The organism is Halolamina salina (assembly GCF_054653455.1).
In genome coordinates this window covers 1,763,686-1,779,084 of record NZ_BAAIGE010000002.1, presented here as the reverse complement: position 1 = coordinate 1,779,084, position 15,399 = coordinate 1,763,686, and the positions used below count along the sequence as shown (strand labels likewise).

The following is a 15,399-nucleotide window of genomic DNA, read 5'->3' as shown; positions in this document are numbered from 1 at the left end:
CTACCATACGTCTCCTCAAGTTTTAACATGAACCGCAACCCAACAACGAGTGGGTGATTCACCGATGACTGATTACGAACTGCCGCCGCTTCCGTACGAGTACGACGCGCTTGAACCCCACATCTCCGAGCAGGTGCTGACGTGGCATCACGACACGCACCATCAGGGCTACGTCAACGGCTGGAACAGCGCCGAGGAGACGCTCGAAGAGAACCGCGAGAACGGTGAGTTCGGCTCTTCGCCGGGCGCCATCGGCAACGTGACCCACAACGGGTCGGGCCACATTCTCCACGACCTGTTCTGGCAGTCGATGAGCCCCGAGGGCGGCGACGAGCCGACCGGGGCGCTCGCGGACCGTATCGAGGAGGACTTCGGCTCCTACGAGGCGTGGAAGGGCGAGTTCGAGGCCGCTGCCGGCGCCGCCGGCGGCTGGGCCCTGCTCGTCTACGACTCTTACAGCAACCAGCTCCGTAACGTCGTCGTCGACAAGCACGACCAGGGCGCCCTCTGGGGCAGCCACCCCATCCTCGCGCTCGACGTCTGGGAGCACTCCTACTACTACGACTACGGTCCTGCGCGTGGGGACTTCATCGACGCGTTCTTTGAGGTCGTCGACTGGGAGGAGCCGTCTGCCCGCTACGAGCAGGCAGTCGAGCTGTTCGAGTAAGCCAGTCACGGCGAGCGACCGGCAGCAGTCGTCGGACTGCTGCTCGGAGCGCGATGCCGTGGCTGTGTACGCCACTGTGTAGAACACGACGCAGAACGCGTCGCCGTTCCGCTTTCTTTCGACGCTCGCCCGGGAGCGCCCGCTGCGTCGATGGCGGCCCGGATCGGTAGCGTTTACGCCGTCCCTGCCGAATACGGGCGTATGCCACGCGCCAAGGAGAGCTTCGACGCGCTCCACCCGTGTGATTTCTACACGCCCGAGGAGCTTCTCGTCGAGGACCAGATGTACACCATCTACGAGATCGCCCGCCTGCTGCAGGGGCTTGACCCCGACGCGGAGATCGACGAGGGGACCGAGTCGGTGCTGCTCGACTGGGCGATCCCGTGGGTGATGAACAACGCCGACGACCTCGTCGTCGCCGATCCGCCCGCGGAGGACGCGCCCGGCTACTACGGCCTGCGACAGCCCGACGATGTGGCCGGAAACTCCGACTCGGAGTAACAGCTTCTACCCTGCCGCGTAGCGAGCGTGGGCCGGGTATTTGGCGTCGGTAGGAGCAGGCCGCTGACGACCGACCCCTCCCCGTTCGACTACTCGCCGAACAGCGACTCGTACCGCTCCCTCGCCGAGCGTGCGCCACGCCGGAGGTAGCCGATGTCGGTACCGGCGATTAGGTAGTCGATGCCGCGGTCGTGCCACGTCTCGATCTGGTCGGGGCCGGTCGCGAGCGTGCCCACGGGGACGCCCGCGGCCTCGCCGGCCGCGAGCACGCGGTCGAACGCCTCGCGGAACTCGGGGTCGTCGTACTCGCCGAAGCAGCCGAGGTTCGCCGAGAGGTCGGCGGGGCCGACGAACAGCGTGTCCACGCCGTCGACGCGGGCGATCGCCTCGGCGTGCTCGACGCCCGCGGGGGTCTCGATCTGGGGCAGCACCGCGACGGCGTCGTTGGCCGACTCGAAGTACGCCTCGGTGTGGGCGCCGTAGCCGTTCGCTCGGCTGCCGGCGACGCCGCGGTCGCCCTCCGGCGGGTATCGGGCGGCGGCGACCAGCGACTCGGCCGCGGCGGCGCTCTCGATCTTCGGCGCCATCACGCCCGCCGCGCCGAGATCCAGCGCGCGCTTGACCTGCGTGGCGTCGTTCTCCGGCACCCGGATCACCGTGTCTGTGTCGCCCGCGGCGTCGACCGCACGGACGAGTTCGCCGGCGCTCTCGACCGACAGCGGCGTGTGTTCGGTGTCGACGACGACGAAGTCGAACTCGAGGCCGCCGACGACCTCCGCGGCGGCCGGCGAGCCGAGCGACACCCAGCTCCCGACCGGCGACTCGCCGGCCGCGAGGCGGTTCCGGAGCTCCATCCCGTCGGTACGCACGTCGTTGGGCATACAGATTCGGCGCGCCCGACGGGCAAAAAATCGCCGGGGCTCCGGACGGCTGCTCCGCTCGTCGTCTCGTGAACCGCGAGAATGGCCGGGGCGGGCTCCGAACCCGCGATCTCCGCATGACCCAGGTTCGAGGCTCGGCGGGCCCCGTGGGCTGCGGATGTTTCCTAGGCGTACCGCACCGAATCTCGATACCCTATGAGTGCGGCGCTATGTCCAGCTAAGCCACCCGGCCGCACTCCTCCGTAGTTGGATGTCGAACTTAAGCCCTCCCATCTCTGTCGGCGGATCGACCGGCGCGGATTTATGCCCACGGGCGTGAACGGCTATCTATGACCCTGCCGGAGACCGTCACGGACCACCTCGACGGCGAGGAGCCGGTCGCGGAGGTCGACCTCGGCGGCGAGGATCGACTGTTGGTCACGCCGACACGAACGCTCGTCTACCGCGCGGAGGGGCTGCTCTCCGACGAGACCGTCGAGGAGTTCCCCCACGACGCCGAGCGCGTCACCCTCACCACGAGCCGCCGGAAGGCGAAGCTCACGCTCGACTACGGGCTCGACGGCGAGGAGACGCTCTCGCTGCCGAAGGCGAAGATCGACGAGGTGCTCCACCCGGTGCTCGCGGGCGTGCTCGACGCCAACGGGATCACCGACCCCGGCGAGACCGTCAAGCGCACGTTCCGGTTCTCGGAGCTCACCCTGATCGTCACCGACGAGCGCGTCGTCAAACACATCGGGCAGGCCCTCTGGGACGAGGAGTACGAGGAGTACCCCTTCGAGAACGTCACCGATCTGGCGTTCGAGCCCGGGAACGTCGCCACCAGCGTCGTCCTCACCCACGACGGCCGGCAGGAGCGGTTCAAGGCGCCGAACGAGGACGCCCGCGCGGTCGAGGCGGCGATCACCGACGCGCTGCTCTCCTACCACGACGTTCGTGACCTCGACGAACTCCGGGCGGAGCACGCCGACGAGGAGGTCGACGACGCCGACAGCGAGGCCGGCGAGGACTCGCCGTTCGGCGAAGGTCCCGAACTGTTCGGCGAGGAGGAGTCCATCGCGACGGACACCGAACCGGACGAGCAGTCCGAATCCGACGCCGCGTCCGACTCCGAGGACGACACCCGGGACCAGCTCATCCGACAGGTCGAGGAGGCGACCGACGACGAACCGGCCGACGACTCCACTGACGCCGATCACGGTTCCACCGCAGACGGAACCCCCGACACTGCCGACCTCGCGGCCGAGATCGACGACCTCCGTGACGCCGTCGAAAACCAGCAGGCCGAGCTCGAACGGCAGAACGACCTGATCGAACAGCTGATCGAGGAGCTCCGGCAGGGCCGCTAAGGTTCCTCGCCGCGCCGGTAGGCGTCGATCGCCGGCTCGTACCCCTCGTACACCGATGGGTACCGAAGCTCGTACCCCAGTTCGAGCAGCCGGTCGTTCCGACAGCGCTTCTGACTCGCGACCCGCAGGGACGCCGATTCCGACAGCCCCTCCAGCCGTTCCTCGACGGTCAGTTTCTCCGGCTCCGGCGCGTCACACCGGTCGGCCAGCCAGTCGGCGAACACCCACCGGTCCACGGGCGTGCCGTCGTTCACGAGCACCGTCTCCTCGCGGGCCACGTCCTCGGTCAGGAACCACGCCAGCGCACCCGCGGCGTCGTCGCGGTGGACCGAGTTCCGCCAGCCCGCCGTGACCGAGTCGAGGTAGGCGTCGATCCGGTAGCGGCCGGGGCCGTACAGCCCGGCGAACCGCGCGACGGTGCCGTCGATACCGCTCCGGTGGACGATCCCTTCCGCCTCGGCGATCACGGCCGCCTTCGGCCGTTCCGGGTCGATCGGTGTCGACTCGTCGACCCAGTCGCCGCTGTGGTCGCCGTACACCCCGGTCGTGGAGGTCAGAAGCAGCCGATCCGGGGGGAACTCGCGCCCCTCGAACTCGGAGACGATCGCCCGGAGGCCGTCGACGTAGAGCGACCGTGCCTCGGCGACGCTCCCTCGTCCGGCCGAGGCCGCGAACACGAGCGCGTCGGCGTCGGGAAGCGTAGAGACGGCACCCGGGTCGGTGAGATCCGCCCGGACGGGTTCGATCCCGTCGGCCGCGACGGCCTCGGCGCTCGTCTCCGATCGGACGACTCCGGTCACGTCGTGGCCAGCGTCGAGTAGCTGTCGGCCGAGTTCGCGACCGACGTAGCCACAGCCGAGGACGAGAACGTGCATCAGCGTCGGGCGTCGATGTACGCCTGGATCGCGGCGAACTGTTTGAGCGTGGTCGGGAGCCGCCCCTCGATGGCCTGCTGGATCTCCTTCCCGTCGAGCCCGATGTCGGTCTCCCGGGCGACGGTGTCCACGTCGACGACCGCGGTGGTCATCCCCATCAGGACGTGGTCGCGCGCCTCCCACGCGATGTCCTCGGCGTCGGGGGCGCCCTCCGTCAGTGCCAGTATCTCCGAGGCTTCCTCGAGGGTGAGTTCGGGCCGTTCGCCCTCGCCGATCGCTTCGACGGTCGCCCGGTCGAGGCCGGTCCCCCCCACGACAGTGTCGACCCCCAGTTCGGCGACGACCCCCGCGAGCTCCTCGAAGTAGGCGGTGCGAAACGCCGCCGGCGACGCCTCGTCGTCGGCCTCGACTGCGTCGTACAGCATTACCCGGCGGTCGGCGCCCGCGGGGCAAAACCGTTGTTACTCCGGGTCGTCGGCCGCCTCACACGACTCGTCCCCGTCGACGCCCGGGCAGGGCCACCCGGGCGACCGCTCGTCCCGGTTGCCGTCCACGTCGCCGACGCCGGGCATCCCCGGCGGCACGACGGCGACGACGGTGGTCGACGCCTCGAAGTCGACGCGCTTCCCCCGCCCGAGCCGTTCCGCACTGCCGTCCCCGTCAACGTCGAGGGTAGCCACGCTCCCGTCCCTGACGTACCGGATCGTCCCACCGCCGCCGTCGGGGGCGACCCCCTGCGCCCGGAGGGCGAAGCGCTGGTACTCCCCGTGAACGGTGACGCTCCAGCCGTTCACCGTCGCGATCCAGCTGTACGGCGGCGGCGCGACGGGCATCCCGGCCGGCAGCCGGGAGGCGCCGGTCAGCTTCCGGGTCGCTTTCGCGCTGGCGTTCTCCAGCGCCCCGCTCACCTGTCTCTGGGCGGTTTCGCGGGCCGCCTGCTGGACCATCGACGCGGTGCGGTTGGTCGTCGCCGCGGGGACGCCGACCGCCCGCTCGGCGCTCAGTTCGCGGAGCCGGACCCGAACTCGGACGCCCACCTCGTCGGCCGTCGCCCCGTCGACGCCGCGGGTCGCCAGCGCGGCAGCGAACGCCGGTACGTAACTGCCGTTAGCCATCGCCTGCCCTCGGTGCCCGATGGTCGGCCACCGATCGCGAGCGTCGACGACGGCGGCTCGGCACGTCGACCGGCCGACTCCGGTACCGTTCGTCGCGGCGTCACAGACTGCCCGCTCCGCTTCCTCGACCGACTCCCCGACGGCGGCAGCCAGTTCGTCGCGGTTCGCGGCGAGCACCGCCGACTCGTCGCTCCGGTTCTCGGGAGAGGTCGCCGCCACGGTCCGGTTCGCCGCGATCAGCGTCCCGGCAGCGGCATCGAGGCTGACCTGCCGGCTGCCGCCGCCCAGCAGCGTGTCGACGATGCCGGACGCGGCGTTACCGTACGGGAGCGCGATCCAGTTCGTCGTCCGCGCGGTCAAGGGGTGGGCGGACTCCCCGGTCGGCACGCTGGGCACCTGTCCGTGGTCGACCGACTGGAGGGTGAGATACCCCGGGGAGGCGTCGGGCGTGATCACGATATCGTCGTCCGACTTCCCCGGCTCGGTGTAGGCGTCGGTCGGCCGTTCTCCCGTCCCGCCGCGCCCGAGTTCGATCAGCTTCGAGAGCCCCGCGGTCGCCCGGTCCCCGAACTCGTCCCGGTAGTCGACGTTCCGCTCCTGCGTGTCGGCGGCGCGTGCGTCCAGATCCGCGAGCACGCGGTCGAGGTACGCCGCGCGGGCGGCGACTCGCGCCCGGTCGGCGACGCCGTCGTACGTCGCCGGCGCGTCGAGCAGCGCGCCCCGGCGCTCCCGAATCGCCGCCGCCAGCCGACCGGGGGCGTTCGCGCCGCCGCTGGCGACCGCAGTCCGCGGGATCGACACCGAGACGTTCGCGACTTCGCGGCGGAGCTCCCGCAGGTCGGCGGCGATCCACGCGTCGAGCCCCGCCGGCCGCGTCGCGGTGACGGTCCGGCTCCGAACGAGGGCGTCTCCTCCTCCTTCCCCCGTCACGACTCGTTCGGCCACGGCGTCGGCGCCGCCGTTGGCGTCGAGAACCGCCTCGGCCGCCCGTTCGCGTGCGCCATCGAGGTTCGGGCCGCCGAACGCGCCGCCGGGTTCGAACAGCGGCTCAGTCGGCCGATCGGGCGCGCCGTCGGCGGGATCGTACGCCGCGATCACGCGTACTACGACCCGGGCGTGTTCGGTCCACTCGGCGCTGGTCGTTCGAACGGTCCCGTTCCGGCGCCAGCGTCGCTCGACAGTGTGGCGGGTCGTCACGTCCAACACCATATCGACGACGGCGTCGGACTCGGTCGACGTGTCCTCGACGGTCGTGACGGCCGTTCGCTCGCTCGTGTCCTCGTCGACGAGCGTCCAGTCGCGCAGTCGCGGTTCGGGTCTCGACTCGCTCGCTCGACTGCGGACCGCGACCCGTAGCTCGCCGCGAACGCGGTAGCTCTCGGCCGTCGACGCGCCGTCGATCGACCCGAGGTACGCACGGTCGGCAGCAGCGTCCGGGGACGCGTTGATCGGCGGGGCGTCCGGTCGGCGTGGGGTGAACTCGTCCGACGCCGGCTCGCTCGTGGCGCCGTCGACGGCGTTGGGGTTCACGAACGCCTTCGTCACGGCCGCGGCGTCGCCGTGGCGCCCCCCGAGCACGTCGAGAACCCCCACCTTCAGCGTCGCTACGTCCACCGCGCGTGCGCCGGCGGGGTCGTGGCGGCCGAACGCGGCGCGCTGCTGGGCGAGCAGCGCACCGTTAGTCGAGAGCTCGACGTGGCGGTTCCCGAGCACGTTCCGGATCGGTGCGCCGGCGTAGCGACCGTAGCCGCGCGCCATGGTCACCGCGGTCAGGCGGGTCGTCAGCCCGCGAGCCAGCCCGGGACCGTCGAGCGCGCCGCGGTTCAGCCGCCACTCGTAGGCGCTGGCCCGCCGGTGGAGCGCCAGCACTGGCGTCTCGACGGTGAGCGTGACGTTCCGGCGCCGCTGGGCGACCGTTCGATCGCCTTCCCGGGCCCGGATTGTGAGGTTCCGGATCGTCACACGCATCGCCGCCCCGCCGTCGACTGACGTGACTTCGACGCCCGACTTCGCACGCCGGAGAGAGTTGGTCGATTCATCGATCGGGGGAAGCTCGACGGTCGCCCTGACGCCGCCGCGCTCGCGATCCAACTCCGATATCGACTGGCGGGCCGCGACGGCGATCCGAAGTCTGAGCGCGTCGACGAACGGTCGGGAGTCGTTCAACGCTCTACCCGCAGCCGTGTCGGCTGGGGCCGTGACCGGCGCTTCGGCGGACTCGCGTGCGGCGTCCCGGACCGCCATTCGGAGTGCGGGCCGTGCGTCCCGGGTCACGCCGTCCATCGCGGCCGCTGCGGGTCGCTCGACCGAAGGCTGTGCCCGATCCGCGATTCCCGTCGCGTACACGGAGGCGCCGAGCAGCAGCAGGACGCCGACGAGCGCGAACGGGATCCGGGCGCGGTCGTCGTCGGCGAGGCTCACGGCGACCACGTCCGGACGGAAATCTCGACGGTGTCCAGTTGGAGCGACGCCGCAGCGTCGGCCGGCCGCCCACCGCGCCGCCGGAGGTCACTCGCGACGCGGTCGGCTATCGCGGCTGCGATCCGACTGTTCGCCGCGTGGGTGTCCCCTCGCTCGATCGCTTCCGCTGTCTCGACGCCGTATCGACGGCTCACGCGTCGGTAGCGGTGCCGAACGAGCGCGTCGAGCGGCGGATCATCGGCGAGCGCCAGCCGGCCCGTCTCGGGCGGGAGCAGTCCGGCGACCAGCGACGCCGCGACGGCGCGGCCGAGACGTGTGAACCCGCCCTCGCTCGCCGCGACCGACGCGTTCGCGGGCGGATCGACGCCGCTCGGTGCGCGAACCGTCGCCGCGTTCACGTCGGCGTCGACCGGCGGCTCCGGACCGACGGTGAACGTCCGACCCAAGTGGGCGCCGGGGTACGGCCGCCAGCGGACGACGACCCGTGTCCGGTGTGGCAGCCGTTCGGCGACGGTCGCCCGAACGGCGGTCGCGAACCCCTCGTTGGTGCCGGTGAGCGGCTCACCGTCGACACGGACGGTCCGGACCGCCGCGTCGGCCAGCAGCGAGACGAGCGTCCCGTGAGCGACACGCTCGTACTCCGGGTTCGTGTCGGCGTCCCCGCCCTCGTCCGGTGCCGGCTGCAGCGTGTACGGCACGTCCGCGGTCGCCGCAGCCAGCGTCTCGGCGACGGCGTCGGCACGGTCTTCGTCGGCCGTCGGTGTCGGCGTGCTGACCACCGTGACCGCGGCCGCACTGACCAGCAGCAGACAGAGGCAGGCGTCGAGTGCGGTGGCGCTCATCGGTACACCACCACCCGAAGCCAGCCGGATTCCACCCGACCGGGCGCGATCCGCACCGGGACTCGTCGCCCCGCCGACTGGCTCCCCTCGATGGGCGCGGGAGCGTCGCCGGCCGTCCAGTGTCGGGACCCGGCACGGAGTTCGATCCTGAGTGTCCAGCCCGTCGGTCCCTCGTCGACGGCCACGTCGAGCCGGTCGGCCGACGCGACACCGGCCGGCGCGACGGCGTCGTGGACCCGAGAGAGCGTCGGCTCCGCGACCTCGCGGTCCGCCGTCGGCGCGACGCCGGCGAACACCGTCGCGTACAGCGACAGCCCGATCCCGACCGCCGCCACGGCGACGAGTGTCGCCGTCGGCGACGCCTGCCCGCGGTCAGGCGCCGATGAGCGTGACGCGGTAGTCATCCCAGCTCACCTCCCTGACGGCGATCTCGTCCGACGCGACCCACTCGGACTCGCGTTCCCGTGCAGTTTCGACCGCGTCACGAAACGCGTCGCGATCAGCGAATACTGCCCGGGGCAGCGCCCCGACGAGCACGCGTCGGAGCCGCCCCCCGCGGACCGGCACGACGGGACCGAACGCGAACGTCGCCCGTGCGGTTCCGGCGTCGTTCCGCATCGCGATCCCGTGGGGGCGGAGCCGGACGGCGTCGGCGTCGTGCTCGTGTGTCGCGCTCGCCGGGGCGTCACCGGCCGCGACCGCGTCGACGGTGTCCGCGACGCCCGCCGCGTCGGGCGCGGGGCGAGCGGGGAGCGTTCCGGCGACCGCGAGAAACGCCGCCGCGGCCACCACGAGACCGGCGTGCAACGCCGCGGAGTCGAGGGGAGGTCCGATCATGGGCCGGAGTGGTCCCGGTTTCGTACTTGAACTCTCGGCTCAGAGCACCGCCCCTGCGGCGACGACTGCCGCGACGTAGGCCGCCGTCGCGGTCGGGAGCGCGAGCCCGATCCGGTAGCCGAGCAGCGACCGGTCGATCCCCCGATCCAGCGCGGTCGCGAGCCCCGTCAGGATCGCGGCGAGCAGGAGCACGTAGACGCCGACGACGGGACCGATCGACGCCGGGGCGAGCGCGGCTGCCGACGAGGCGCCACCGCCACCGAGCGTTCCGCCCGCACCAGCGTCCGCGGGGATCCGCCCGACCATCGCGACGGAGACGCCCCCGACCAGCGGGCCGAACAGCGCCGCCGTGTTCGAGAGCGTGCCGGTGATCGTCGCCAGCTCCCGGCGCGCTTCGCGCTCGACGCGACGGAGTTCGCGGAGGTGGTCGCCCGTGGCGACGAGCGCGTCCCCCGCCGGCGCCCCTTCCGTCGCCGCGAGAGCGAACAGTCGGCCGGCGTCGCGGCTCCGCGGGCTCGGGACGTCCCGGAGCGCGCCGAACCGTCCGAAGAACGCCTCCTCAGTCGGGATTCCCAACTGTTCTCCCCGTTCCGCGGCGTCGGCGAGCAGGTCGCCGGTGTCGCCGTGTAGCTCCGCTGCAGTCTCTTCGAGCGCCCGTTCGGCGGCCGTCCCGTCGGCGACCCGTCGGCCGACCAGCGTGAGCGCGTCCGGCAGTCCTGACTCGACCTCCCGGACCTCCTGGCGAAGCTCCCGTGCGGGGGCGAACAGCCACAGCAACGCGGCGCCCGATCCGGCGCCCACGGCGACGACGGAGGCGGCCCACGGCAGCACGAACAGACAGCCCGCGCCCGCGACGGCGGCCACGAGCCCGCCGAGTGCGGCGGCACTCCGTCGGCGGTCGGGCACGGCGGGGTGATCGCTGTCGACTTCGGTCGGGGGGAACGAGATCGGCCGCCTGGCGAGCAGCCAGCCGCTCGCGACGAGCAGCCCCGCCGGGAGGAGTAGGTCGTAGAGCACCGCCAGCGTCTCAAGGCCGACGTTCACGCCCGCGAGCCGTGCCGCGGGGAGCACGCCGACGAGCGCGAGCGGGAGCAACACGCCGAACGCGTACAGCCCGGTCAGCGGCGCCCGTATCTCGCCCGCGAACGACGCGGCGCGTTCCTCGACGCCCGAGCGGACGGCCGAGAGCGCCCGCTCACAGCCGCGTTCACGTGCGTCCGCGGGAGCGTCGGCGGCGTCGGCGACCAGTGCCGCGGCGCGCTCGATCTCCGGTGCCGTCTCCCCCCAGAACGCGGCGAACGACGCCAACCCCGATCCGGGCGTTCCGCGGGCATCCCGGGCGTGCTCGCGCAACGAGGCGGCGAGGTCGCCGTCGCCGGACCGCCCGGCGAACGCGACCGCCCGTTCCAGGCTCGGCTCGACCCGGAGTCGGAGCGTCAGCCGGCCGAACAGCGCCGGCGCGTCGCCGACCGCACGGGTACGGGACAGCGCCGCGACGGCGATCGGGGCGTTTCGCGCGGCGAGCGGGAGTCCCGCGCCGAGGACGACCGCGAGCGGGAGCAGCGCGACCGTGCCGGCCACGACGGTGGTGAGCGTACCCACGATCACGATACCGCTCCCGACCGCCTCGCTCGTGGCAACCAACTGCGGCGCCAGCGGCCAGTCGAGCCGGTCACAGGCGTCACGTAACGTCCCGTCGACGGCGGGGGTTCGTGGCCACGACGACCCGACTCGCTCGACGAGCCGAACGAACTGCTCCCGTCGGTCCGACGACCGAGCTACCACGGTTCCTCACTCGCGTCGGGACGATCGTCCTCCTCCGCACGGATGGCCGCGGGGCGCGTCACGCCGTCGGCGGCGAGCGACCGCAGGTGGTCGGCCCGCGCGTTCAGCGCCGTCAGCGTCTCGCCGTACCCCTCACCCGGGGCCGCAAGATCCGCCAACAGGCTGCTCTCGCCGCGGTCGAGGCGGCCGGTCGGTTCGAGATCACCGTCATCAAGTGCGAACAGCGGCCGGAGCTCGGTCCCGCCGGCGACGGACTCGACCTCCTCGATCGCGACCGCGCGCCGGCCGCGTTCCGTGTCGGCGACGGTGAGCACGAACCCCGTCGCGGCGAACGCGGACTCGCTCACGCCCAGGTCCTCGGTCATTCTCGTTCGGACCGCGTCGGCGCAGTCACCGTGGACCGTACCGAGCACCGTCCCCGAGGCCGCGCCGACGCGCATCGCCTCGTACAGCGTGCTCGCTTCCTCGCCCCGGACCTCGCCGACGATCAGCGCTCCTTCACCGAGTCGGAGTGCGGTCCGGAGCGCCGATTCGGGACTCGTCTCGGCGGAGTCGTCGTCGCCGCGGGCGACCCGGAGCGACTGCACGTCACGCCCCGCGGCACGGAGTGCCGCGGCCGGGAGTTCGGGGGTGTCCTCGATCAGTACGGTCCGCGTGGAGCGGGGGAGCGCCCACAGCAGCGCGCCGAGCGTCGTCGTCTTCCCCGCACCGCGGGCGCCGGCGACCAGCCCGGTCCCGCCGCGTTCGACGGCCAGCGAGAGCAGCGCCGCCGCCCGCGGCGTCAGGGAGCCGACGGCGACGAGGCGGGGAAGCGTCCATGGCTCGGCGTCGTGCCGCCGCACGGCGAACGCGGGCCCGGGCGAGAGCGGTCGGGTGACGCCGGCGACCCGGACCTGCTCGCGGTCGTCGGGCGGGCCGACGGGGAGCGTCGCGTCCACCTGCGGCGACGCCCGCGAGAACGCGCGCCCGCTACTCCGACGGACGCGGGACGCGAGCGTCCCGACGCCCTCGGGCGTGAGCCGGACGTTCGTGGGCATCGTCTCGCCGTCGACGACGACCCGGATCGGCGTCTCCGCCGCGGGCGCGGTGACGTAGACGTCCGAGACGCGGTCGTCCGCGAAGAGGTCCGCGAGCACGCCGTTGCCGCGGGTGTGCTTCCGGAGCGTCGCCGATAGCTCGGCGACTGGGTCGTCGGTGTCGGCCACCGCCCGAACCGCACGGGCCGGGGCGAGGTCACCACCGCCGTCGCGTTCGGCCAGTCGCTCCGCCGCCGCGCCGAGCAGTTCGAACGCCCGTGCGTCGAACGACGCCGACGCGGGCGTGAGGTGGTAGAGCGCGTCCGATTCGGCCGCCGGGCCCAGCCCGTATCGGCGGGCCGTCGCCCCCGTCGAGAGTTCGACGCTCCCGCGCAGTCGGGCGTCGGCCGGCGGCCGGTGGTCGATCCGGGATCGGGAGATCGCGGGCCCGCCGTGGGAGCGAAGTGCTTCCTCGTGGTCGGCGGCACGCTCCGCGCCCGCTGCGAGTCCGGTTTCCGCCGCGAGACGACCGATCGGGCCGGCGCGACCGGTCGCGTCGCGGGCAGCCCGCAGCGGGGCGGTCCGCGCGGTCGCGGCGATCTCGGCGTCGTGGTGCTCGGCCAGCGCCGCGAACCGGCCGGCGGCGTGGAGCAGTCCGACGGCGCCGTCGGTGTACCACCGTTCGTACCCCGCCGAGCGGACCCGAACGGCGTCGGCGTCCCGGTCGGCGAGCGCGTCGACGGCGGTCGCTCGACACGCCGGCTCGGTCGCGAGGTCGCCGTCGCCGGGACAGTCGTCGGCGTCGATCCTGAGTTCGACGCGATCCTCGACGCCGGTCCCGGCGGGCTTGACGAACGCCGGCCGGCAGGCACACGCCCCGTCGTCGTCGGCCTGCCACGGAAGCAGTGACATAGCGCGGCTGGCCCCGCTCTCGTACTTGAACTCTCGGAAGGTGTTCCCGAGGCGCTCTGCGGTCAGCCGCGAACCGTAACGACCCGCCCGTCGTCGCCGTGAGCGAGGCCGAGCCGTAGCCGGTGGTTCCCGGGCCGCCCGAACCGAACGGGACCGTCCGGCGTCGCGAGCGGGAGCGGGAGCCGCCGCGTTCGAGTCGCGCCGTTCTGGAGGCTGTACCGGACCGCGCACGCGGGGTCGCAGTCAACGACGAACGTCTCCACACCGACCGCCACCAGCGAGTCCGCCGGGAGTGTGACTGTGACGATCCGCCGCGCCCCGGGGTCGTCGGCGGCGAGCAGCGATTCCGCTGCCCGGTCCAGTCGGTCCACGTCGCGATCGAGTTCTGCCGCCGTCCGGTCGGCCGCCGCGGACTCGACCGCCGGAAGCGAGGCAGCGAGCAGCGCGGCCGCGAGCGAGACCGCGAGCAGTGCCCGGATCACCGAAGCTCCCGGAGCCGCTCGCACAGTCCTGACTCGGCCGATTCGTCGGTGTCACTCCCGTTTTCGGCGTCGCTCGTGCCCTCGGTATCGGTCTTCTCTGCACTGTCGTTCTCGTCTATGCTCCCCTCGGCGACCGTCGCTGGTACCCCCGTTGGCTCCGCGCCATCTCCCCGGCCGTCGGGGGCATCGTCCCGTTCGTCGAGGCGTCGCTCCAGCCGTTCGACCGCGGCGACGGCGGTGTCGGCGCGCCGCTCGACCGACTCGTTCACCGCGGAGACGCCGCCGAGGAACCCTCTGACCGACTGTACCGCCGCGTCGAGCTCGTCGACTCTGGACTCGAGCGTCTCGATCCGTGACTCGAGCGCCGCGGCGTCGGCGTCGCTTACCGCCGGGCCACGCCGTTCCCCGTCGACCGCGCGTTCGACGGCCGCGAGCCGCCGTTCCAGTTCCGCGTCGCTGTCGGGCATGGGCGGGGTGGTCGCCCGATCGGTGATAAGGGCCGGGGTCGGCCGGCGGGGAACCTTAAGGCGGATCGGAGCGAACGGGTACCCATGAAGACGGTCCTCGTTGGCGTCGGTCAGGCGGGCGGGAAGGTGGCGACGGCGCTGGCCGAGTTCGACGACGAGATGGGGTTCCGCGCGGTCCGGGACGCCCTCGCCGTCAACAGCGCGAAAGCCGACCTCCAGGGCCTCCCGCTGGACACGGTGTTGATCGGGCAGGACGTGGTGAAGGGCCACGGCGTCGGCGGCGACAACGAGCTCGGCGCGGAGGTGATGGCGAACGACGCCGAGGAGGTGATGAGCGAGCTGAGCGGCAAGATCGGCTCCGACACCGAGGCGATCTTCGTGATCGCCGGGCTCGGCGGCGGCACCGGCTCCGGCGGCGCACCCGTCCTCGCGAAGGAGCTGAGCCGCGTGTACGACACCCCCGTCTACGCCATCGGCATCCTCCCGGGCCGCGACGAGGGGTCGCTCTACCAGGCCAACGCGGGCCGGTCGCTCAAGACGCTCGCCCGCGAGGCCGACGCGACGATCCTGATCGACAACGACGCCTGGCGGGAGACGGGCGACAGCGTCGCCGAAGGGATGGCGGCGATCAACGAGAGCATCGCCCGCCGGATCGGCCTCCTGCTCGCCGCGGGCGAGCCCGTCGAGGACCGCTCGCTCGGGCTGGGCGGCGGCGGGATCGACCGCGACGTGGCCCAGAGCGTCGTCGATACCAGCGAGGTGATCAACACCCTCCGCTCGGGCGGGCTCGCGGCAGTGGGCTACGCCGAGTCCGAGGCCAGCGAGGAGCCCGACGAGAACGTCAACGTCGTCACCAGCACGACCCGGAAGGCGCTGCTCAGCGGCACCAGCCTGCCGGGGGCGAGCGAGGCCGACGCCGCGCTGCTGGTCGTCGCCGGCCGCCCCGACTCGCTCTCCCGGAAGGGCGTCGAACGCGCCCGCTCGTGGGTGGAGGAGGAGACCGGCAGCATGGAGGTCCGCGGCGGCGACTTCCCGCTCGACAGCGACCGGATCTCGTCGCTCGTCCTGTTGAGCGGCGTCGAGCGCTCCGATCGGATCCAGGAGTTCATGGATCGCGCGGCCGACGCGCAGGCCGAGTCCCACGACCGAACCGAGGGCCAGCGCAAGCGCGACGCCGCCGAGACGTTCCAGAACGACGAGCTCGACGACCTGCTCTGACCGCCGCCGCGCCGCCGATCCTCCTTCCCGACCC

Annotated in this window: 15 protein-coding genes and 1 tRNA gene; 4 read left to right on the top strand and 12 right to left on the bottom strand. The window is 72.6% G+C overall.

Annotated elements, in window-relative coordinates:
* The first annotated feature begins 64 nt into the window (after positions 1–64).
* Together sod and ACYQZ5_RS09600 are read left to right on the top strand one after the other, a co-directional pair.
* Positions 65–667 (top strand): superoxide dismutase [Mn], encoded by a 603-nt coding sequence (gene sod / locus ACYQZ5_RS09605; RefSeq protein WP_379818748.1) that lies wholly within the window; start codon positions 65–67, stop codon positions 665–667.
* Positions 668–868: 201 nt separating this feature from the next.
* Positions 869–1,168 carry a DUF5827 family protein gene (locus ACYQZ5_RS09600; protein ID WP_379733123.1) on the top strand — a complete coding sequence of 100 codons (300 nt, stop codon included), beginning with the start codon at positions 869–871 and terminating at the stop codon, positions 1,166–1,168.
* An 89-nt stretch (positions 1,169–1,257) separates the two neighbouring features.
* Here ACYQZ5_RS09600 and ACYQZ5_RS09595 read toward each other — a convergent pair whose 3' ends face one another.
* Both ACYQZ5_RS09595 and ACYQZ5_RS09590 read right to left on the bottom strand, forming a co-directional pair.
* The gene (locus tag ACYQZ5_RS09595; protein ID WP_459845988.1) at positions 1,258–2,049 is read right to left on the bottom strand and encodes an HpcH/HpaI aldolase family protein; all 792 of its coding nucleotides are present in this window, start codon (positions 2,047–2,049) and stop codon (positions 1,258–1,260) included.
* An 82-nt stretch (positions 2,050–2,131) separates the two neighbouring features.
* Positions 2,132–2,281: transfer RNA gene (locus ACYQZ5_RS09590), tRNA-Met, on the bottom strand.
* A gap of 97 nt (positions 2,282–2,378) precedes the next feature.
* Between ACYQZ5_RS09590 and ACYQZ5_RS09585 the strand changes: the two genes are divergently transcribed.
* Positions 2,379–3,395, top strand: coding sequence for a DUF7115 domain-containing protein (locus ACYQZ5_RS09585; protein WP_379732288.1), 1,017 nt, complete (start codon positions 2,379–2,381; stop codon positions 3,393–3,395).
* Here ACYQZ5_RS09585 and ACYQZ5_RS09580 read toward each other — a convergent pair.
* From ACYQZ5_RS09580 to ACYQZ5_RS09535, 10 genes are all read right to left on the bottom strand, one after another.
* Positions 3,392–4,270 (bottom strand): NAD-dependent epimerase/dehydratase family protein, encoded by an 879-nt coding sequence (locus tag ACYQZ5_RS09580; RefSeq protein WP_379732289.1) that lies wholly within the window; start codon positions 4,268–4,270, stop codon positions 3,392–3,394. The two genes, ACYQZ5_RS09585 and ACYQZ5_RS09580, sit on opposite strands and share 4 nt — an antisense overlap.
* A complete protein-coding gene (locus ACYQZ5_RS09575) occupies positions 4,270–4,695 on the bottom strand; it encodes a DUF5791 family protein (protein ID WP_379732290.1) in 426 nt (141 codons plus the stop codon). Before ACYQZ5_RS09575 ends, ACYQZ5_RS09580 begins: the two co-directional genes overlap by 1 nt.
* Positions 4,696–4,731: 36 nt before the next feature.
* Positions 4,732–7,806: a DUF7286 family protein gene (locus ACYQZ5_RS09570; protein WP_459845985.1), complete on the bottom strand. Its 3,075-nt coding sequence runs from the start codon at positions 7,804–7,806 to the stop codon at positions 4,732–4,734.
* On the bottom strand, positions 7,803–8,648 hold the full coding sequence (locus tag ACYQZ5_RS09565) for a DUF7284 family protein (RefSeq protein WP_459845983.1): 846 nt from the start codon (positions 8,646–8,648) through the stop codon (positions 7,803–7,805). The genes ACYQZ5_RS09570 and ACYQZ5_RS09565 overlap by 4 nt, the downstream gene beginning before the upstream one ends.
* Entirely contained in the window at positions 8,645–9,052 is a 408-nt protein-coding gene (locus ACYQZ5_RS09560) for a DUF7285 family protein (RefSeq protein ID WP_459845981.1), read from the bottom strand. The genes ACYQZ5_RS09565 and ACYQZ5_RS09560 overlap by 4 nt, the downstream gene beginning before the upstream one ends.
* The gene (locus tag ACYQZ5_RS09555) at positions 9,021–9,485 is read right to left on the bottom strand and encodes a DUF7283 family protein (RefSeq protein ID WP_459845979.1); all 465 of its coding nucleotides are present in this window, start codon (positions 9,483–9,485) and stop codon (positions 9,021–9,023) included. Before ACYQZ5_RS09555 ends, ACYQZ5_RS09560 begins: the two co-directional genes overlap by 32 nt.
* Positions 9,486–9,524: 39 nt before the next feature.
* Complete coding sequence (locus ACYQZ5_RS09550; RefSeq protein WP_459845977.1) at positions 9,525–11,270, bottom strand: type II secretion system protein; 1,746 nt, start codon at positions 11,268–11,270, stop codon at positions 9,525–9,527.
* Entirely contained in the window at positions 11,264–13,198 is a 1,935-nt protein-coding gene (locus tag ACYQZ5_RS09545) for an ATPase, T2SS/T4P/T4SS family (RefSeq protein ID WP_459845975.1), read from the bottom strand. Before ACYQZ5_RS09545 ends, ACYQZ5_RS09550 begins: the two co-directional genes overlap by 7 nt.
* A gap of 62 nt (positions 13,199–13,260) precedes the next feature.
* Entirely contained in the window at positions 13,261–13,680 is a 420-nt protein-coding gene (locus ACYQZ5_RS09540) for a DUF7311 family protein (protein WP_459845972.1), read from the bottom strand.
* Entirely contained in the window at positions 13,677–14,147 is a 471-nt protein-coding gene (locus ACYQZ5_RS09535) for a DUF7310 family coiled-coil domain-containing protein (protein ID WP_379818875.1), read from the bottom strand. Before ACYQZ5_RS09535 ends, ACYQZ5_RS09540 begins: the two co-directional genes overlap by 4 nt.
* 84 nt (positions 14,148–14,231) lie before the next feature.
* Here ACYQZ5_RS09535 and ACYQZ5_RS09530 point away from each other — a divergent pair, with 84 nt between their 5' ends.
* On the top strand, positions 14,232–15,365 hold the full coding sequence (locus ACYQZ5_RS09530; RefSeq protein ID WP_459845969.1) for a tubulin/FtsZ family protein: 1,134 nt from the start codon (positions 14,232–14,234) through the stop codon (positions 15,363–15,365).
* Positions 15,366–15,399: the final 34 nt, after the last annotated feature.